This window comes from Archangium sp. (assembly GCF_036277355.1).
Lineage (GTDB): Bacteria > Myxococcota > Myxococcia > Myxococcales > Myxococcaceae > Archangium.
The window spans coordinates 64,092-83,607 of record NZ_DASUNC010000166.1 but is presented as its reverse complement, the minus strand read 5'-3'; the positions used below and the strand labels follow the sequence as shown (position 1 = coordinate 83,607).

The window sequence follows — 19,516 nt, the reverse complement described above, 5'->3', positions numbered from 1 at the left end:
GCTGGGCCGCGGCGGAAGTGGCGCCCACCAGGGGCAGCAGACACAGGGCACGGCGCGGAAGGACGAGGGTCACTCCGGAAGTTCCTCCGGCGGGTGAACCTAGCAGGTCATGCGGCGCGGTGGCAGCCGTTGTCCGCGAGGCGCGGCCATGCTCAGATGCGGGCCCGCTGACTGCGGAGGGGGCTCATGACCGGAAGACTGCTGGCCTGGATGCCGTTGCTCGTCCTGGGGACGGCCTGCCCGTCCACCTGGGGCAAGGAAGGTTACGTGCAGAAGACCTTCCACAAGAACATCCTCAGAGAGACATTGGATCTCAGGTCGTGCCCCTTGACGGACGAACAGTGGGTGCTTCGCTGTGGCACTGCGGTCGACCATTCAGGAGATTGTCCTGAGCAGTGTCCTCTTCCTCATGAGGTCGAAGAGGAGTGGTAGGTGATTGATTCTTGATGGGACGCCTCATGCTGCGGCGCGTGCTCCTGATGACCTTGGCCTGTACGCTTCTCCTGCTTCCACTTGCATGGCTGCTCTCCATTGCCATGCCGCGGACGAGCCTTGGCGAGCGGCAGGCGTCGAAGCTCATTCCGGTACTGGCCCACGATGTCCGGCAATCCCTGCTGACCTACCGAAGGGACTGTCATACGGACGCGGACTGCGAGCCACCGCTGGGATGCCTCATCAAGAGGGCTTCGGCGCTACATATGTGTCTGGACAGCACGTGCGAAACAGACCAGCAATGTGACGAAGGCTTCTCTTGTGTGCCCCTCAAGACCGTTGATGGTAGGGCGATTGTTCGTACCTGTTCGCTCGTGGGACAGAGGAAGGAGGGCGAGCGGTGTAAGGTGCTCCCCGCGGTCCAGCGCGATGGCTGTGAGCAGGGCCTGCTTTGTCAGGGGCGGTGCGGCCGTCCGTGCCGGTTGGAGGACCCGTCCAGTTGCCCTGATGGCTTCTTTTGCGCGGAAGGTCCTCAAGGGCCACCCTCATGTCTACCCACATGTGAGGGCCGCTCCTGTCCCGACGGTCTGGAGTGTCTTCCACGCGGAAAGGGCGTTTCTGTGTGTGCCCGGATGCAGGGTGAGGACTGCCGGAAGGTTCCGTGTCCAGAGAAGCATCTCTGTCGGGTGCTCGAACCTCCGCAGCGTCCCTGGGAACTCCGGACGGAATGCAGACGAATCTGTGACAAGGATGCCTCTTGCCCCGCTGGGTACTTCTGCCACGACTTCGGGTGCCGCAAGCCCTGTGAGCCAGAGTCTCCCGAGACCTGCGGGCCGGGGCTGACCTGTGGGCGGCACTATCCGGATGACCCCTGGTACTGCGTCCCGGGCTGAGAACCCCGCCTCCCGAGCCTACCCGTACGACTCCCGTTTGATGCGCTTGTCCTCCAGGCCGAGCGTGTGGAGGTGGCCGAGCACCGTCTCCATGAAGCGCGGCGTGGCGGGGGTGCGCGTCTCCAGCGCCTTGCGCCGGTCCCACGGGGTGATGGCCGGGCCGCACACGTAGACGAGGCACGTGGCCCGGTCCGGGATGAGCTCCTCCAGCAGCGCCTCGCCCACCCGGCCCTTGCGCACGGCGGCGCCGAAGCGCGACTCGTCCGTCTCCCGGGTGAGGGTGTGCACCACGCGCAGCTTGTCCGGGTGCGCGCGCTCGAGCGCCTCGAAGGCCTCGCGGTAGAGGATGTCGCCCCACGTCTTGTTGGAGCAGATGACGGTGTGGCGCGGCTTGAGCCCCCGGTGCAGGGCGTCCTTGATGATGGAGAAGTTGGGCACCGCGCCCGAGCCGGCGACGACGTGGACGAGGTGGTCCGTGCGCTCCTCCACGTCGTCCGGCAGGACGTAGGGCCCCATGAAGCCCAGCACCTTCATGCGCGAGCCCTTCAGCGGCGCGTGGACGAGGTAGGGCGAGAGCAGGGGCGGGTAGCGGGTGAAGCCGGGGATGTAGTCCTCGTCCTTCACGGTGATGGCCACCCGGGGCTCGTGTGGCGCGGAGGCCAGCGAGTACGAGCGCGCGGGCTCCTTGCGGCCCTTGTGCTCCTGGAGGTAGGCGGCGAAGCGGCCCAGGGCGGGGAACTGGTGCGGGTCCAGGTTGAGGAACTGGCCGGCCTTGTACTCGGGGCGCTCCGGGCCGAAGTCCAGGGACAGGGTGGCGGTGTCGTGCGTCTCCAGGCGCACCTCGCTCACCGTTACCTCGTACTCCCTGGGGCGGTTCCGGGCGGTCGTCACGGCTGCGCTCATGGCCTGTTTCCTACCAGCCCGGTGGACGTTCCTTCGAGGAAAGCATTGCGGCCGGGCGTCAGCCGCGGACAATGCCGCTTCAGGTGACGAACGTCCAACAGAGGGAGCACGTCTTCGTCCCGGCGCTGCCGGGGCTGGAGCCCGCCGTGCACGCCGAGGCCGAGGCCCTGGGTTTCTCGTCCCGTCCGGTGGACGGCGGCGTGGAGCTCACGGGCGCGCCGGGGCTGTACCAGGAGGCCAACCTGCGCCTGCGCACGGCGAGCCGTGTGTGGCTGCGCCTGGGTCGCTTCGCCGCCGCGGACGCCGGGGCCCTCGCCAAGGGCCTGGCGGGGCTGCCCCTGGGCCCGGTGTGGGACGGGCGGACGGCGCCGAGGCTCTCGGTGGTGCTGCACCGCGCGCGCTTCAAGGGGCCGGACGCGGTGCTGGCCGCCGCGGCACGGGCCTGGGGACTGCCCTCGGTGGAGCGCGCGGGCCCGCTGGACGAGGAGTCCTCCGAGGGCCTCACCCTGCTGGTCCGCGTGGAGGGCGACACCTGCACGGTGAGCGCGGACACCAGCGGCGAGCCCATGCACCGGCGCGGGTACAGGCAGGAGGTGAGCCGGGCGCCCCTGCGCGAGACGCTCGCCGCGGGCATCCTGGTGCTGGCCGGGTATGACGGGGTGGAGCCGCTGGTGGACCCGATGTGCGGCTCGGGCACCTTCCTCATCGAGGGCGCGTGGATGTCCCAGCGGCGGGCGCCGGGGCTCCAGCGCGCCTTCGCCTTCGAGCGCTTCCCCGGCTTCGACGCGGCGGCCTGGAGCGCGCGCAAGGCGAGGGCGGAGACGGAGGCCCTGCCCTCACCGCGCTCGGCGCTGCGGGGCTACGACATCAACGCGGGCTCGCTGGGCACGGCGCGGCGCAACGCGCGGCGGGCCGGGGTGACGCTCACGCTGGAGCGCCAGGACGTGCGCACGCTGGCGGCTCCCGCGGGGCTCGGGCCCGGGCTGGTGGTGGTGAATCCTCCCTACGGCAAGCGGGTGGGGGAGGCGGAGGACCTGCCGGGGCTGTACCGAGCCATGGGCGCCACCTTCCGGCGGGCCTTCCCGGGCTGGCGCGCCGCGGTGCTGCTCCCGGAGGACCCGGGCCTCGTCCGCGCGCTGGGCCTGCCCGAGGGCCGGAATCTCCCGGTGCGCAACGGAGGCCTGCGCTGCCGCCTCCTGCTGTGCCCGCTCTAACGGGCGAGCGGAAGGGGCTTCGGCTCCAGCTGGAGCGGCAGCCTCAGCTCGAAACGCGCGCCGCCTCCGTGCCGCTGGCCCACCGACACCGTGCCCCCGTGGGCGAGCACCACCCGCCGCACCACGGCCAGGCCCAGGCCCGTGCCCGTGGTGCGCGTGGTGAAGAAGGGCTCGAAGATGCGCTGGGCGTCCCCCGAGGACACGCCGGGGCCCTGGTCCTCCACGATGAGGCAGAGGCCCTCCGGCACACCCTCCACCGCCACGCGCACCTGTCCTCCCGTGGGCGAGGACTGCACCGCGTTGCGCAACAGGTTCTCCAGCGCCAGTTGCAGCAGGGACTCGTCCGCTTGAATCACGGGCAGGCCGGGCGTCTCGTCCACCGTCACCTTCACGGTGCCCAGCTGGCGCCGCTCGTGGAAGAGCTCCAGCGTGCGCCGGGCCAGCTCTCCCAGGCTGAGCGGGCGCGGCCGGGGCTCCAGCGGACGCACCACGTCCAGCAGGTCCCTCACCATCGCGTCCAGCCGCGTGGCCTCCTCCTCCAACATCTCCACCGCGCTCGTGCCCACGGGGCCCAGCTTGTCCCGCTTGAGCACCGCCACCGCGTTGAGGATGGAGCCCAGCGGGTTGCGCACCTCGTGGGCCACCACGCCCGCGGCCTCGCCGAGCACCGTCAGCCGCTCCTGCGCCACCAGCTCCGACTGCAGCCGGGACAGCTCGGCCAGCCGCAGGGCGGCCAGCCGGTGGTGGCGCACGTTCTCCAGCGCCCCGCCCACCTGCCGCGCGAACAGCTCCAGCGTGGCCGCGCTCGTGGGCGTCAGCGTCTCGCCCTGGACGGACAGCACCCCGTAGGGCTGTCCCTCCACGAAGATGGGCGCGTCCAGGCCCCGGACGATGGGGTGGGCACGCCGCATCTGCGCCAGCAGCTCCGAGGGATAGAAGTTCTCCATCGCCCGCAGGAGCTCCGGGTGGAAGGCCGCCTTGCGCCGGGTGAGCACCTCCGCGAGGTGGGGCACGCTGGAGCGCGCAAAGCGCACCTCCTGGATGGGCTGCCCGTAGAGCAGCTCGCCGGCGGCCACCTGGGCGGGGTCCTGCCGCATCGGCCCATGGACGAGCATCTCCCCCTCGAGCAACAGCACCGTCACGAAGAAGCCCTGCTGGTGGATGGCCTCCACGGCCGTCTCCAGCACCGTCTGCTCGTCCCGGCAGCGCACCAGCTCACCGGCCGCCTGTACGAGTGCCTCGGTGAGCCGCCGCGTGTTGGCCTCGCCCTCGGCGTCGAACAGCATCAGCAGCAGTTCTCCGGGCCGCGGCCCCTCGCCCCGGCGCATGCACCAGGTGCGCTCCTGGCCTCCCGCCTCGCGGATGCGGACCCATACCGTGTCGGGGAAGCCCTGCCCGCCCGCGTAGTTCGCGTGAATGGGCTCCAGCCATGACTGATCCGCGGGCGCGTAGCGGGTCAGCAGCTTCAGGAGCTCGGTGGTCCGCACCTCCTCCAGGCCGATGCCCAGCAACCGCAGCAGCGCCGGGTTGGCGTAGAGCACGTGGTTGTCGCGGACCACCAGGATGGGAGCGGGGAGCCCCTCGAGCGGCCGGTACTCCGCCATGTCGGACACTTCACTTCCTCCCGGATGCAATCACTTCCGCCGTGCTCCGTAGACCGAAGCGTAGGGCATGACGGGGGAATTGCACATGCGCTTCGCCAACGTGACGAATCCGGACGGGCTGGAACTGAAGGCCGTGGTGGTGGTGGCGGCCGGCTACCTGATGCTGGCCGCCATCTTCCTCAGCGGCTTGTTGTAGGCGCCACGGGGCGGCCGCCGCTGCGGAGGAACTCGTCGAGGAACGTGCGCTCCTCGGCTCGCAGGTCCGCCAGGCCCAGGCCGTAGCCCCGCGGCTGCTTGCCGTCATCCAGCGTGTACTCCCAGATGACGGAGCTGCGCAGCTTGATCTGCTTCTGCTGCTGCTCGAAGTGGAGCACCAGCTCCACGCGCGTGCCCAGCTGCAGCGGCTTGTCGGTGGGGATGAAGAGGCCGCCGGCCTGGAGGTTGATGATGCGGTGGTCGGTGAAGATGCCCAGGGTGCGGGGCGTCACCTTGACGTCCACCTGGAGCCGGTCGTTGCGCGTCTGCTGCAGCCCGACGAACTCGTCGGCCGAGTACGTGTAGACCGGGGCCTGCTGCTGCTGGACGGCGCGCACCCCGGCGTGGGGCGTGCCCGTCCGGGCGCCCGGGGCCGCGCGAGGGGCGTGGGCCTCCGCCTCGCGCATGCGGCTGGAGAGCAGCTCGAAGACCTCGGCGTGCACCTTGCGCAGCTCGGGGTGGGTGTCCGGCCCCTGGTGCTCCGGCGAGTAGCGCTTCGCCAGGCGGAAGAAGGCGCCACGCAGCTCCTCCACCGGCGCGTCCGGCTTCAGGCCGAAGAGCTGGTGGGCCGGCATGCCCTGCATCTGCCGCAGCTGCTGGCGCAGCCGCTCGGCCTGCTGCTGCTCGGCGGCCGGGTTGCTCTTGAGCGAGCTCAGGAGGTCCTTCACCTCGTTGAACTGCTCGATGGGCTCCCACGAGGAGCCGTCACGCGAGGCGCGGGTGACGGCCTTGAGCCGCCCCGAGCCGATCAGCTCACGCAGCGACTGGAGCGTCAGGGGCCCCAGCACGCGACCGATGGAATCTCCGATCCAGTAATTCGTCGACACGCGGTCACCTCGAGAGGGGCTCAGTGGGCCAGAGCCTGCCGGACGGCCAGGGCGATCTCCAGCGGGTGGAAGGGCTTGCCCACGAAGCCCACGGCTCCGGCGGACATCGCCTGCTCCACCACGGGCTCGGCATCCATGCTGCTGATGATGAGCACCCGTGTATCGGGAGACGACTCCTTGATGGCGGCCAGCACCTCCAGCCCGCTGCGCCGGGGCATGAAGAGATCCAGCAGCATCACCGAGGGCCGCTCACGCGCCGCCACCTCGAGCCCCTCCTGTCCATCCGAGGCCTCCAGCAGCCTCACGTCCAGCCCACTCTCGTGGATGGCGTCCTTCAGGAGGTGGCGGACGAAACGATCGTCATCGACCAGCAGCAGCGTCGGGGTGGTCATGCGTGTGAATGATAAAGCATACGCCAGTCGAATGCCCGCACAACCTGAAACGCCGTGCATCGCTGAACGCAGTGTGAAAGAGGATGGACGGGAAGTCGACGGATGCGGCCCGCGCCGCCTGCTTTTCGAGTAAGTGAGGGAGCATGTCCACCGACAAGGCCCTGGCCCATTTCGACGCGCAGAAGAACAGCTATCTCGAAGATTTGAAGCAGTTGATCCGCATTCCCAGTGTGTCCTTTGACGGATTCGATCCCGCTCACGTGCGCGCGAGCGCGGAAGCCACAGCGAGGCTGTTGAAGTCGCGTGGGTTCGAAAATGTGCAGCTTTTGGAGATACAAGGCGCACATCCGTATGTGTATGGCGAGATTTTGAAGGCCCCCGGCAAACCCACGCTGCTGCTGTATGCCCACCATGACGTACAGCCGGCGGGAGACGAGGCGGCGTGGAAGAGCCCGCCGTTCGAGCCGCGGGAGCGGGACGGGCGGCTGTACGGCCGGGGCTCGGCGGACGACAAGGCGGGCATCGTGGTGCACACCTCCGCGGTGGACGCGTGGCTGAAGGGCACGGGAGGTCTGCCGCTCAACGTGAAGGTCGTCATCGAGGGCGAGGAAGAGGTGGGCAGCGAACACCTCGGCACGTTCCTGCAGAAGCACAAGGCGCTGCTGAAGGCGGACGCCATCGTGCTGACGGACACGTCGAACTTCGAGACGGGGCTGCCGTCCATCACCACGGCGCTGCGCGGACTGGTGACGGTGGACGTGGAGGTGCGCGCGCTGCGGCAGGCGGTGCACTCGGGCATGTGGGGCGGGCCGGTGCCGGACCCGGTGATGGCGCTGTGCCGGATGCTGGCGACGTTGACGAATCCGGACGGGAGCATCGCCATCGAGGGCATCTACGACAGGGTGCGTCCGCTGAGCGAGGCCGAGCGCAAGAGCATCCAGGCGCTGCCGGGTGACGCGGAGTACTTCAAGAAGCAGGTGGGCATGGTGCCGGGGGCGCAGATGTTGGGTGGGCGCCACCCGTGGGAGATGAACTGGCGGCAGCCGGCGCTGGCCATCAACGCCATCCAGGCCAGCAGCCGCAAGGACGCGCGCAACATCATCTGCGACGTGGCGTGGGCGCGCGTGGGCATCCGCGTCGTGCCGGACATGGACGCGCAGGACGTACAGCGGCGGCTGGTGGAGCACCTGAAGAAGGTGGTGCCCTGGGGCCTGGAGCTTCACATCAAGCAGGACCCGCCCGCGGGCCCGTGGTTCACGGATATCTCGCACCCGGCCTTCCAGGCGGCGTTCCGCGCGCTGCGCAAGGGCTACGGGGCGGAGCCGGTGGCCATTGGATGCGGTGCGTCGATTCCCTTCGTGGAGCCGTTCGCCAAGGAGCTGGGCGGCGTGCCGGCGCTGCTCATCGGCGTGGAGGACCCGTACACGAACGCGCACTCGGAAAACGAGAGCCTGCACCTGGGCGACTATGAGAAAGCGGTGCGCAGCGCCATCCACCTCTACGAGGAGCTGGCGAAGGACTTGAAGGGTTGAATATCGCCGGGCCGGGTGCGTCCGGGGGCATGAGTCGTTCAGAACCGGGAATCCCTCATGTCCTCGCCCCGCCATGTCCTGTCGTGTGCCCTGCTCGCCGGGGCGTTGCTCACGTCCGCCTCCGCGGAGGCCCGCTTCGGCAAGAGCTCGACGTCCTCGGACGAGGAGGCGTCGGGCTCGCGGACCCATGACGCCTCCCCCGTGAGCTCCAGCGGCCCCGTGCACGATGCCTCTCCCGTGACGGAGGACTCGGGCTCCGGCGGCGACGTGCCTGATGCCCCCCCGGTGGAGTCGTATCCGCCGCCGCAGGACTACGTGGAGCCCCCCACCACCTATGTGACGCCCGGGTATGTGACGCCCAGTCGACCGCGCTCCTCCGGGCACGAGGACACGTTCGCGTCCCGCCGGCACAGGAACTTCACCCTGGGAATCGAGGCCAATGCCATGCGCCAGGGCGCGGGGGTGGGCCTCCATCTGGGCCTGGAGGGGGAGCAATTCGGAGGCTTCGTACGTGCGAGCGCGCTCTCCCTGCGAGCGGAGGATGGGCTCGGCGTGACGGACGACATCTCCGTGACGGCGCTGCACCTGTCGATGGCCGTGTTGAAGGGCCAGGCGGGGCGGGTGCGGCTGGAGGGGGGCCTGTCCATCGCGAAGGCGCCGGATGTCACCTTCGTCGGCCCCAGCGTGGGGCTCTCGTCCGAGCTGTACCTGGTGAGCGCGCTGTCCCTGGAGGCCCGGGTGCAGCTCACCCCGTGGCCCTACCGCCAGCTCGACGCGGCGGGGGGACTGGCGTGGTACTTCGGCGACTGGCGCATGCTGGCCCTGCGCGGTGGCATGCGCATGCTGGTGTTGAACGACGCGGGCCATGTGGATGGCGTCGTCCACCAGGACGTGCTGCCCGGCCCGTACCTCTCGTTCGGCCTGGCGATCTGAACATTCCGGGTGTGCTCCAGCGCACAGTCCCGGGGGCGGTCGAGCGCTCCTGGCACGGCGGGTCTGCTGCCATCTCCGCCCATGTCCTACGCTCCTCTCCGGAGAGCGAAAGAGGAGTCGCACCGGACGCCAGGGGGGCACGTGGCGCAGCGGTCGCGAGCGCGACATGGACATGCGTCAACCGCCTGCCCTCTCCGGGACGGGCGTCGGCAGTGAGGCCCACGCCAATCCCGTGAACCACCGGCTCATTCTCTGGGCCGTGCTGTCCTCGCTCATCTTCCAGGTCATCCTGGTGGCGAGTGCTTGGGGGCAGTGGGTGACCGTGGGGGTGCTCTGCGCGCTGTTCGTCGCCCGCGCCGGGCTCAACATCCTGTTGGCCCACTGGATGAACCGGACGAAGCGGGAAGTGCTCGGGGGGTGGCTCATCATGGGCACCAACCTGCTCATCAGCACGGCCATGTCCGAGGTCCTTCACTGGAACCTGCTGGCCTGGTTCAACGTGCTCTTCCAGGCGTTCTTCCTCAGTGGGTTCCGGGAGCGGGAGAGCCACGCCGCCATGCACCGCTCCGGGCTGGCCGTCTTCCTCGCGGTGTCGGCCGGGCTGGCGCTGCGCACGGGGCTCGAGCCCTCGTTCATCGCCATGTTCTGCGTCATGGCCGTCCTCTTCTTCTGCATCGGAGAGGCGCGCTGCCAGCAGCTCGCCGCGGCACTGGACGCCTCGCGCGAGAGTCACCAGCGGCTGCTGCGGATGCAGGCCCAGCTCGTGGCGCAGGAGAAGTTGTCCAGCCTGGGCATGCTGGCGGCCGGTATCGCGCATGAGATCAACAACCCCATGGCCTTCGTGACCAGCAACATCCGGTCGCTCAGCAAGGACCTGGCGGCGCAGCCCCAGCTCCCGGAGGAGCTGCGCGAGTACGTGGACGACGTGCTGCCCGCGACGCTCGACGGCATCCGCCGCGTCAATGCCATCGTGGCGGACCTGCGCCGCTTCGCGCGCAACGACCCGGAAGCGCCCGTCGAGTTCGATCTCAATCACGAGGTCTCCTCCGCCATCCGCCTCTCCCAGGGCGAGCTGAAGCACCGCTGCGGCGTGGAGCTGGAGCTCGGCGAGCTCCCACCTCTCGTGGGCCAGCCCCGGCAGATTGGCCAGGTGCTCGTGAACCTCATCGTCAATGCCGCGCAGTCGCTGCCCTCCCAGGGCGGCGTGGTGAAGGTCAGCACCTCCGCCGGGCCCGACGAGGTGCTCGTGCGGGTGCGAGACAACGGCGCGGGCATGTCCCAGGAGACCCTGGGCCGGCTCTTCCAGCCATTCTTCACGACCAAGCCCGTGGGCGAGGGGACGGGCCTGGGTCTGGCCGTCGCCTATGGCATCGTCACCGGGCACGGGGGCCGCATCGAGGCCGAGTCGGAGCCCGGAAGGGGCTCGTGCTTCACCGTCCGGCTGCCGAGGCCCGTGGAGAAGGCGCGGGCGACGCCTCCCGGTACGATGTCACCAGGAGTTGACCCGGGTGCAACGCGGGCTCCTCATGGAGGGTGAAGAGTCGGCTCCCATGAACGTCACGTCCCTCCTGAATGCCGCTCGCACCGATGCTCCCTCGCCGGGCTCCCTGACGCTGCTGCGCGTCGAGGCCAGCGTGCTCGCCCAGGCCCTCGTTGTCTCCGCCCGCGAGAGCGTGCTCGCCTTCCGCTTCATGCGCGGCCTGCTGCTCGACGGCGGGTTCTCCACTCCTCTCAAGTAGGGCCCTGGCGCCACGGGCCCTCTTCCTGGGGGAACCCGGGGCTCAGGTACCCTCACCCTTTCCCTCTCCCGAGGGGAGAGGGGTGGGGGGCGGAGTGGGGGGCGAGGGGGGCGGGGCAGGGGGGACTCCCTTGCCCGCGTAGGCCACCACCTTCACCTCGGACGTGTCGTCCAGCGCGAGCCCGTCTCCCTTCGCCTCCGTGTTCGTCACCGAGATGACGTCCCCCCGGTGCAGCTTGAAGAAGCGCTCGTTCTTCTCCGTGCGGTGCTTCTCCTGCATCGCCAGTCCCATGCGGCCCTCGGGCCCGCAGCCGATGAAGCGCTGCCGCCCCTTGCCCTCGAGCGACTCGGACACGATGCGGAACAGCCGCTCCGGCCTCGGCTCCGGCCAGCCCTCGCCCTTGGGCGCCAGCATCAGGTAGCTCATCTTCAGCGACTCCTTGTGCAGCCCCGCCGCCCGGGCGATCTCCTCCACCACCTTGGGCATCGGCCAGTCGCGCTCCGCGTGGCACCAGTCGCTCTCCTTCACCAGCGCCGGGCACGCCCCCCGGTACATGCACGGCGCGCGGATGGCGTAGCCCTTCTCCACCATCTCGTCCCGCACCTTCAGCAGCAGCCGCGACGTCTCGCGCAGCGCCGGCTCCAGCACCAGCAGGCTCCCGCCCGGCTTCACCTGCGCCAGCACCTGCTCCAGCAGCGCCGCCCGCGGCTTCACCGCCTCGTCCCCCGAGCCGTACAGCTCGTTGAGCACATGGCCCATGGTGATGAGGTCGTACTTGCCCTCGGGCGGGGCCGCCTTGCGCGTGGGATCCCACTCCCGGGTGGCCAGTGCCTCGCCCGCCTCCGCGGCGAGCGCCCGGGCGAGCGTCAACGCAGGCTTGCTCCGGTCCGCGGCCGTCACTTCGGCGGCCCCCGCGTCCAGCGCGGCGAAGGCCATGGGGCCCGGTCCGCTCCCCAGGTCCAGCACGGTGCGTGGCCGGTTGGGCAGCTCCCCGAGCGCCTCGCGGGCCTGGGCGTAGGAGACGGGCCAGTAGAAGAGCAGGTAGGCGCCCAGCAGCTTCGGGTCGTCCATGTACTTCGCGCCGGCCAGCTTCCGGTCGCGCGTCAGCCCGAGCGAGAGCTGCTTCACCCCCGCGCCCACCTCCTTCACCTCCTGGGGGGTCAGGCGCGTCTCGGGGCCATCCCCTCGCTTCCGGGCCTCGCGCCAGACGGCGATGAGCCGCGGTATCCACCGCTCCAGGTCCTTGCCGTAAGCGCCACTCATCCAACCCTGCCTTCCAACGAGGGGTCGCCTCTGCCGGGCAACCGCGTTAAACCCCGTCCCAAATGATTTCCGTCCGAGACCTGCGCAAGCACTACCAGGTCCACAAGCGCCCGCCTGGCCTCAAGGCCGCCCTCCGCTCCGTCATCCACCGGACCTATACGTCCGTGAAGGCGGTGGATGGCATCTCCTTCGAGATAAAGCCCGGCGAGCGCGTGGGCTTCCTCGGTCCCAACGGGGCCGGGAAGACCACCACCCTCAAGGTGCTCTCCGGGTTGCTCCACCCGTCGAGCGGTGAAGTGCGGGTGGATGGTCATGTTCCCCGCCACCGCGAGGATGCGTTCCTCAAGAAGATCATGCTGGTGATGGGGCAGAAGCAGCAGCTCCTGTGGGACCTGCCGCCGGCCGAGACGTTCGAGCTCAATCGCGCCATCTACGACGTCCCCCGCGCCCAATACAAGCAGACGCTGGACGAGCTGGTGACGTTGTTGGAGCTGGAGGAGCTCATCGGCAAGCCGGCGCGGCAGCTGTCGCTGGGCGAGCGGATGAAGTGCGAGCTGGCGGCGGCCCTCATCCACCGGCCCCGGGTGCTCTTCCTGGACGAGCCCACCATCGGCCTGGACGTGTCCATGCAGGCCACCATGCGGACCTTCATCAAGTCCTACAACGAGCGCAACGGGGCCACGCTCATCCTCACCAGCCACTACATGGACGACGTGGCGGCGCTGTGCCCGCGCGTCATCGTCATCGACAAGGGCCTGCTGTCGTACGACGGGGGCCTGGACGCGCTGGTGCAGCGGGTGCGGCCGGAGAAGCGGGTGGTGCTGCGCCTCGAGCAGGCGGTGGCGGCGGACAGCCTGGCGGCCCTGGGCAAGGTGGTGACGCACGACAACGCCACGGCGGTGCTGCAGGTGCCGCAGGACGCCGTCAACGCCACGGTGAGCCGGGCCCTCTCCAGCCTGCCGGTGCAGGACCTGACGGTGGAGAACGCGCCGCTGGAGGAGGTCATGAGCGAGCTGTTCGCCGAGAGCAAGGCGCGCCGGGAGCAGGTGGGCACATGAGCGCGCGGAGCACACTGCGGGCGCTGCCCACGTTGTTGCGCATCGGCGTCTCCGAGGCGGTGGCCTACCGGGCGGAGATGTTCGTCTGGGTGCTGTCCACCACCATGCCGCTCATCATGATGGCGCTGTGGACGGCGGTGGCGCGCGAGGCGCCCGTGGGCCCGTACGGCTCGCAGGACTTCGTGCGCTACTTCCTGGCGGCCTTCGTGGTGCGCCAGATGACGGGGGCGTGGGCGGCGTGGATGATCAACTACGAGGTCCGCCAGGGCACGCTGGCCATGCGCCTGCTGCGGCCCATCTCGCCGTTGTGGGGCTACGCGGCGGAGAACATCGGCGCCATGCCCATGCGGCTGTTCGTGGTGGTGCCGGTGGCCCTCTTCGCCGTGTCCACGGTGGGCTGGCGCTCGGTGCCCCAGACGGCGTGGGGCTGGGCCTTCTTCCTCGTGTCGCTCTTCGGCGGCTGGCTCATCACCTTCCTGGTGAACGTGGCCATCGGCACGCTGAGTCTCTACATGGAGAGCAGCACCAAGCTGATGGACGTGTGGCTGGCGCTCTTCTTCGTGTGCTCGGGCTACCTCTATCCGGTGGACCTCTTCCCGCCCCTGTGGCGGAAGATCCTCGACTGGCTGCCCTTCCGCTATCAGATCGGCCTGCCGGTGGAGTTGATGACGAACGCGCACGATTTCGGGGCGGCGCTGGGGCTGCTGGGGCGCCAGTGGCTGTGGGTGGGGTTGATGCTGGCCATCAGCCTGGGACTCTGGAACCGGGGCCTGAAGCGCTTCGCGGCCTTTGGAGGGTGAGGGAGATGCTGAGGCGCTACCTGGGTCTGCTCGGCGTGCAGCTGCGGGCCTCGAGCCTGCTGGCGATGCAATACCGGGGCGACTTCGTCATCGAGGGCATCATCTCCCTCTTCTGGACGGCCACCGCGCTGGCCCCGCTGTTCGTCGTCTACCGCGAGCGGCAGTCCATCGCCGGGTGGAGCTTCGGCGAGGCGCTGCTGGTCATCGGGTGGTTCACCCTGCTGCAGGGAATCCTGGAGGGCGCCATCAACCCGAGCCTCACCGGCGTGGTGGAGCACATCCGCAAGGGGACGCTGGACTTCGTGCTGCTCAAGCCCGCGGACGCGCAGTTCCTGGTGTCCACCGCGCGCTTCCTGCCGTGGCGCTCCATCAACGTGCTCGCGGGCCTGGGGTTGTTCGCCTACGGCTTCCACCTCATTGGCCGCGCTCCCTCGCTCGTGGGCGTGCTGGCCTCACTGGTGCTGCTGGGCACGAGCGTGCTGCTGCTCTACTCGCTGTGGATATTGACGGTGAGCGCGGCCTTCTACGTGGTGAAGGTGGACAACCTCACGTACTTCTTCACGTCCATCTTCGACGCGGCGCGCTGGCCGGCCTCGGTGTTCCGCGGGCTGCTGGCCTTCGTCTTCACCTTCGTCATTCCGCTGGCGGTGATGACCACCTTCCCCGCGCAGGCCATGCTGGGACGGCTGCCGTGGATGTCGCTCGTCTGGGCGGTGGTGGGCTCCATGCTCTTCGCCTTCCTGTCGCGGCGGGTGTGGCTGCACTCGATCGGCCACTACACCTCCGCGAGTAGTTGAGCGCCTCCCTCCCTGACTTTCCTGATGCAGTCCGAGCCCATTTCCCCTGCCCATTTCCCCTGCCCACTTCCCCTCTCCCCTCGGGAGAGGGACGGGGTGAGGGTGCCCGTCACCCGGGTTGAATCCCGAAGCGCGACCCCGCGTGACTTGTGAAGTCACGTGGGATGGATATCGTCTCGGAGGTCAGGTGCAGGGGATTCGGGTCCGGCTGCCCGGTCCCTGCACGAGGGGCCACCCCGATGCCATCCCCATCCGACGACCAGCTGCCTTCCGCCGAGCGCTTATCATGAGTATCGGGCCCTACCGCATCGATCCGGATGATCCGCGCGCGCCGCCGTAGGAGGTATGGGAGCGGCTGTCTCCCGAGGAACGGGCGCGTATCGTTGACGGATTGCCGTCCGAGTTTCCGGTCTCCGAGGAGGCTCCGCCCGAAGGGGATGCGCACTTCAATGCCAAGGTTCGGATACGCCAGGTGCTGGGAGGGTTCTTCACGCGCACGGGCCGCAAGGTGTACCTGGCCTGTGAGCTGCCCGTGTACTACCCGGGCGAGCGCATGTTCGCTCCCGATGTCATCGCCGTCATGGGGGTGGAAACGCACGAGCGCATGAGCTGGGTGGTGAGCGCCGAGGGCAAGGGGCTCGACTTCGCCCTGGAGATTCATGTGGCGGGCGATCGGCGCAAGGACCTGGAGCGCAACGTGGAGCGCTTCGCCCGGCTCGGCATCCGCGAGTATTTCCTCTTCGATCGCGGGCGTTTGCGGCTCACCGGGTGGAGGTTGTCGGCGGGCCGGCGGCGTTATCGCGCGGCCCTGCCGCAGCAGGGTCGCTTCGCGTCCGAGGTGTTGGGTCTGGACCTGCGGGTAGAGGGCGAGCGGCTGCGTTTCCTTCGCGATGGGGTGCCACTGCTGGAGGCGGATGAGATGATCGCCTCGCTCGAAGTTCAGCGCACCCGGGATGCGCAGGTGCGCGTTGAGCTCGAGCAGCAGCTCGCGGAGCAGAGACGTCTACGCGCCAAGGAAGCACGCCTGCGCGCTGAGGAGGCTCGTCTGCGCGTCGAGGAGACGCGGCGCCGGGAGGCGTCCGAGCGCCAACTGGCCGAGGCCCTCGCCGAGCTGGCCCGGCTGCGCGGCAAGCCGGGCTGACACGGCCCCTCCAGACAGGGGTTTCCGCGAGGCCACCTGTCGCGTAGCGTCGAGGCTCATGGAACGGCATGAGGCGCTCGAAGCCCTTCCGGAAGCGACGGAGGGGGGCGGTGCACGCGGCCAGGCCGCGTGGAACCTGTTGATGGTGGTGCTGGCGGTGGCCAGCCTCGGGCCCATCCTCTGGGTCGAGCTGGAGGGCATCCACTGGCCGGATCCCCGCTTCCAGGTGCTCGCGGCGGTGGACCTGCTCTTCGTCCTGCTCTTCCTCGGCGATTTCGTCGTGGGGTGGGCGAGGGCGGAGGACCGCAAGGCGTGGTGGAAGCGGCACTGGTACGAGCTGCCGGGCCTCGTGCCGCTCTACTTCGAGGCGTTCGCCTTCCTGCGCATCGCCCAGGTGCTGAGGCTGGCGCGGGTGCTGCGGCTGCTGCGCGCCCTCACCGCGCTCCGGCGCCTGCGCGGGCTGGCCTTCGTGGATGTGCTCATCAACCGCAACAAGCTGGGGCACACGCTGGTCATCTCCGCCTCGGTGGTGCTGAGTCTGGCCTCGGTCGTGTGGCTGCTGGAGCGTGATACCAACCCCGCGCTCAGCCACTTCGGTGACGCGCTCTGGTGGGCCATCGTCACCACCACCACGGTAGGCTACGGCGACATCACCCCGCGGACGGGCCTGGCCCGGCTCGTCGCCACGGTGCTGATGCTGATGGGCATCGGGCTGATTGGCGTGGTGGCCTCCAGCATCAGCGCGGCCATCATCGCGGTGGGCGGCGCGGCGCCCGAGGATGCGCCCGCACCGCCGCAGAGCCTGGCCCAGGAGTTGGAGCGGCTCGCGGCGTTGAAGGAGCGGGGCCACCTGACGGAAGAGGAGTTCACGGCGGCCAAGCGCAAGCTGCTGGGCTGACCTCTCCGAGGCGCGTCCCATGGAGCAGCTGCGCCCCACGGAGAAAGATGCACTTTCGCACTACTGCGTCAGAATCAGGGCATCTCCCCTCGGAGCGCGCCTACCGGCTTCCGAGGGGAGTGACGCAGTCGCGTTAGATCGTCAAATCCCGCACGCGAACCGGCTACCCGGGTTGTCATGCCGAGTGCGACGGCCAGAGCCCTGCTGCGCCGATGGCCGAGCGGACCCTGCGGGCGGTGGCCCACGCAGGGGCGTGGGCCGAGCAGCGGGCGGCGTGGGCGGGCCTCACACCTCGAGCGTGATGCGCGGCTCGATCTCGACCCTTGGCTTGATGGCGGCGTAGACGCCAGGCCCGAACACGGAGACGACGAGGGAGAACTTCATCTCCTGCATCCGCAGCGCCTTCCGCTGCTCCCACCAGCCGAGCACCGGCACGATCGCGATCAGCTTGTCGCCGACCAGCGCAGACATCTTCCCGCGCCATCGATCGCTCTGGACGGTGCCTCGGCTCCGAGCCTGGATGCCGATGTCCCAATCGAACGACTTGGTCTTGGCGGGCTTCACGCGCTTCCCCTTAGCGTCCATCGCGCGCTTCAAGACGTTGATGCGCTGGATGAACGCGTCGTCGGACTCCTGCGGGCCTTGCATATCCCACTTGAGATCGAGCCCGTGGTACGTGCGCCGCCCGAACTTGTTGGGCTCGGTGAAGTACGAGAGCGTGACGCGCAACTCGACGTCGGGGTCCGCGTCGGTCAGCAGGCTCTCGGGTATCGGCAGCTTGTACAGCTTCACCTTGCGCCGGACCTTCGGCTCCGTCGTCTTGGTCGTAGCGCGCTTCGGGGGCTTCTTCTTCGGCTCCTCCTCGATGACCGCGTTCGGCATCGAGTCCTCGACGACGATCGTCGCCACGCCCTGCGCGCACTCCGCCGCGAGCCGTTCGTTGGGCGCGCCGTAGCCGCACGCGAGGAGCCGATCGTTCATGCCGGGGAAGTCGTCGAGCATCGCCTTCGACCAACTCGCCGAGTGGACGATGAGGCCACGTACCGTCTCGGGACGAAGCTTGGGCTCGAGCCTCCAGATGTGCGCCGCGAGGTGACCTGCGCGTGCAGCGGCTTCGCTCGTCATAGACATCAGCGCGACGGGCCTGCCGTGCGTGTGCCGAATGCTCGTGGTGAGCGCCGACAGCGTCGGCACGGTGTCGTTAGGGAGCGTGCCGCTGATCGCGAGGTTGCCGCCCTCGAACACGACGTCGGGCTTGATGGGCCACTCGTTTCCGACGAGCCCGGTGCTCGTGTACGGCGAGATGCCGCCCGGCTTCGTCGCGACGACGCGAGCCTCCGCGTAGTCCTTGTCGTTCGGCAGCTCGACACGCGCGGTGAATGCGCCGACGGTCAGCGCATTCACGGCCTGCGCGGGCTGGTGAATCTTCTCGGAGAGCTGCAAGAGCGGATGCTGCTCGGCCAACGCGAGCCACTGCTCGTCACGCGCGTTGCCCGCCGAGACGATCATGAGGCGCCCCTGTCCCTTGCTGAAGGCGATCTGGTCGACGGCCTGACTCCACAACGTCGGCGCGATCCCGTCGAGCGGCGGGTCTTGCATCGTGCGCGTGATCGCGAGGACGAAGGCGCGGTTGCGCGCGCGGTCGTCGGCCTTCTCGGCGGCGTGAACCGCTTGCTCGGTCAGGACTGGCCACTTCTCGTAGTTCTCGTCGGACGAGGTGCCATAGCCGGGCGCGATCAGCAGCCGACTGCTCTGGAGCCAGTGTGGCGCCTCGGCGCTCCCACGTTCGATGGCGGCGCCGACGTCGTGGTACAGCGCGAGGCCCGCCATCATCGTGCCGTGGCCGTGGGTGTCCTCGGGCGATGGAATCTCGGGGCCAGCGGTGGTCGCCGTCAGGATCGCCGACTTGAGCAGCGGGTGGCCTGTGGCGACACCGGTGTCGAGGACCACGACCGACGGGGCATCCTCGTGCGGCTTGGTGAGCTCGAAGTTCGCGATGTCCTTCGTCTCGAGGCCGTCGAGCAGCTTGAGATCGCGCAGAGGCTGCGGCGCGAGCTCGACGTCGTAGATGCAGTCGGTCGCCGCCTGTAGCGCAGCGAGCTGCGCCCGCGTCACGCGCACGAAGAAGTAGACCTGCTCGGGGCCGAGGAACTCGTCGAGCTTCTGGCTCACGCCGAGGCGGTGGAGCTGACGAGCGATCTGCGCGCGGCTGTTGAGGGTGTCCTGCTCGGAGGAGCGATACCCGCCACGACAGCCGATCTCGAACCAGCACGCACGGTCGGCGGGAATCGCGTTGACCTGACGCTGGCCAACGCCGACATCCTCCAGTCGCGCAAGACCGATGCTGCCCACCGGCGCGATGGCCTTCTCCGAGGCGCGCGCCGTCACCTGAACGCCGTGTTCATCCAGCTTGGGCGAGCCGTCCTTCTTCGTCTTCGCAATGACCTTGGAGTCGTCTGCGAAGGCCTCGATCTTCTCGCGCAGGTAGCCGAGGTCGGCGCTGGCCACATCGAGCAGCACCGTCCCGGTCTCGGGCATCACGCCGACGAGGCGTGCGTCCGCCTTCGACTCGTCGAGCTGGTCCGCCGCGAGCTGCGTGTTCGCCGCTGGCCGCACGGCGACGATCTCGCGCTTGGCCAGCTCGTCACGCGTGGTCTCGGCGCGCGCGTTCACCTGCTGCGTGATGGCGTCAAGCTGCTGGATCAGCGCCGAGCGATGGGCCTTCGGATCGAGCGAGGGCATCGCGGGCGGAACACCGCCGCCTTGCTGAGGCGCTTCATAGGTGTCCACCGAGGTGATTCGACCTCGGAGGAGCGGGAGCCGCGCGTCGGCCAT

The 19,516-nt window shown here is 69.2% G+C and carries 16 protein-coding genes; 10 read left to right on the top strand and 6 right to left on the bottom strand.

Annotated elements, in window-relative coordinates:
* Positions 1-1,343: 1,343 nt before the first annotated feature.
* Entirely contained in the window at positions 1,344-2,228 is an 885-nt protein-coding gene (locus VFZ09_RS40955; protein WP_329733230.1) for an oxidoreductase, read from the bottom strand.
* A 71-nt stretch (positions 2,229-2,299) separates the two neighbouring features.
* Between VFZ09_RS40955 and VFZ09_RS40950 the strand changes: the two genes are divergently transcribed.
* Positions 2,300-3,442 carry an RNA methyltransferase gene (locus tag VFZ09_RS40950; protein WP_329733229.1) on the top strand — a complete coding sequence of 381 codons (1,143 nt, stop codon included), beginning with the start codon at positions 2,300-2,302 and terminating at the stop codon, positions 3,440-3,442.
* On the opposite strand, the gene VFZ09_RS40945 is transcribed toward VFZ09_RS40950, so the two are convergent.
* From VFZ09_RS40945 to VFZ09_RS40935, 3 genes are all read right to left on the bottom strand, one after another.
* A complete protein-coding gene (locus VFZ09_RS40945; protein ID WP_329733231.1) occupies positions 3,439-5,046 on the bottom strand; it encodes an ATP-binding protein in 1,608 nt (535 codons plus the stop codon). The genes VFZ09_RS40950 and VFZ09_RS40945 overlap by 4 nt on opposite strands.
* A gap of 179 nt (positions 5,047-5,225) precedes the next feature.
* Positions 5,226-6,128 (bottom strand): TIGR02266 family protein, encoded by a 903-nt coding sequence (locus VFZ09_RS40940; protein ID WP_329733228.1) that lies wholly within the window; start codon positions 6,126-6,128, stop codon positions 5,226-5,228.
* A gap of 20 nt (positions 6,129-6,148) precedes the next feature.
* Positions 6,149-6,520: a response regulator transcription factor gene (locus VFZ09_RS40935; RefSeq protein ID WP_329733227.1), complete on the bottom strand. Its 372-nt coding sequence runs from the start codon at positions 6,518-6,520 to the stop codon at positions 6,149-6,151.
* Between the two features lie 143 nt (positions 6,521-6,663).
* Between VFZ09_RS40935 and VFZ09_RS40930 the strand changes: the two genes are divergently transcribed.
* From VFZ09_RS40930 to VFZ09_RS40915, 4 genes are all read left to right on the top strand, one after another.
* Positions 6,664-8,052: a M20/M25/M40 family metallo-hydrolase gene (locus VFZ09_RS40930; RefSeq protein ID WP_329733226.1), complete on the top strand. Its 1,389-nt coding sequence runs from the start codon at positions 6,664-6,666 to the stop codon at positions 8,050-8,052.
* A gap of 57 nt (positions 8,053-8,109) precedes the next feature.
* The gene (locus tag VFZ09_RS40925) at positions 8,110-8,985 is read left to right on the top strand and encodes a hypothetical protein (RefSeq protein WP_329733225.1); all 876 of its coding nucleotides are present in this window, start codon (positions 8,110-8,112) and stop codon (positions 8,983-8,985) included.
* Positions 8,986-9,151: 166 nt separating this feature from the next.
* A complete protein-coding gene (locus VFZ09_RS40920) occupies positions 9,152-10,522 on the top strand; it encodes a sensor histidine kinase (RefSeq protein ID WP_329733224.1) in 1,371 nt (456 codons plus the stop codon).
* Between the two features lie 13 nt (positions 10,523-10,535).
* Positions 10,536-10,724, top strand: coding sequence for a hypothetical protein (locus VFZ09_RS40915; protein ID WP_329733223.1), 189 nt, complete (start codon positions 10,536-10,538; stop codon positions 10,722-10,724).
* A 42-nt stretch (positions 10,725-10,766) separates the two neighbouring features.
* Here the strand turns inward: VFZ09_RS40915 and VFZ09_RS40910 are convergent, their stop codons facing one another.
* A complete protein-coding gene (locus VFZ09_RS40910; protein ID WP_329733222.1) occupies positions 10,767-11,987 on the bottom strand; it encodes a small ribosomal subunit Rsm22 family protein in 1,221 nt (406 codons plus the stop codon).
* Between the two features lie 62 nt (positions 11,988-12,049).
* On the opposite strand from VFZ09_RS40910, the gene VFZ09_RS40905 reads away from it, so the two are divergent.
* The 5 genes from VFZ09_RS40905 (at position 12,050) to VFZ09_RS40885 (ending at position 16,681) form a co-directional block, all read left to right on the top strand.
* The gene (locus VFZ09_RS40905; RefSeq protein WP_329733221.1) at positions 12,050-13,045 is read left to right on the top strand and encodes an ATP-binding cassette domain-containing protein; all 996 of its coding nucleotides are present in this window, start codon (positions 12,050-12,052) and stop codon (positions 13,043-13,045) included.
* A complete protein-coding gene (locus tag VFZ09_RS40900; protein WP_329733220.1) occupies positions 13,042-13,845 on the top strand; it encodes an ABC transporter permease in 804 nt (267 codons plus the stop codon). The genes VFZ09_RS40905 and VFZ09_RS40900 overlap by 4 nt, the downstream gene beginning before the upstream one ends.
* A 5-nt stretch (positions 13,846-13,850) precedes the next feature.
* Positions 13,851-14,642 carry an ABC transporter permease gene (locus VFZ09_RS40895; RefSeq protein ID WP_329733219.1) on the top strand — a complete coding sequence of 264 codons (792 nt, stop codon included), beginning with the start codon at positions 13,851-13,853 and terminating at the stop codon, positions 14,640-14,642.
* Positions 14,643-15,033: 391 nt separating this feature from the next.
* Positions 15,034-15,783 carry a Uma2 family endonuclease gene (locus tag VFZ09_RS40890; RefSeq protein WP_329733218.1) on the top strand — a complete coding sequence of 250 codons (750 nt, stop codon included), beginning with the start codon at positions 15,034-15,036 and terminating at the stop codon, positions 15,781-15,783.
* Positions 15,784-15,841: 58 nt separating this feature from the next.
* Positions 15,842-16,681, top strand: a complete 840-nt coding sequence (locus tag VFZ09_RS40885; RefSeq protein ID WP_329733217.1) for an ion transporter — start codon at positions 15,842-15,844, stop codon at positions 16,679-16,681.
* A gap of 285 nt (positions 16,682-16,966) precedes the next feature.
* Here the strand turns inward: VFZ09_RS40885 and VFZ09_RS40880 are convergent, their stop codons facing one another.
* Entirely contained in the window at positions 16,967-19,516 is a 2,550-nt protein-coding gene (locus VFZ09_RS40880) for a S8 family peptidase (RefSeq protein WP_329733216.1), read from the bottom strand.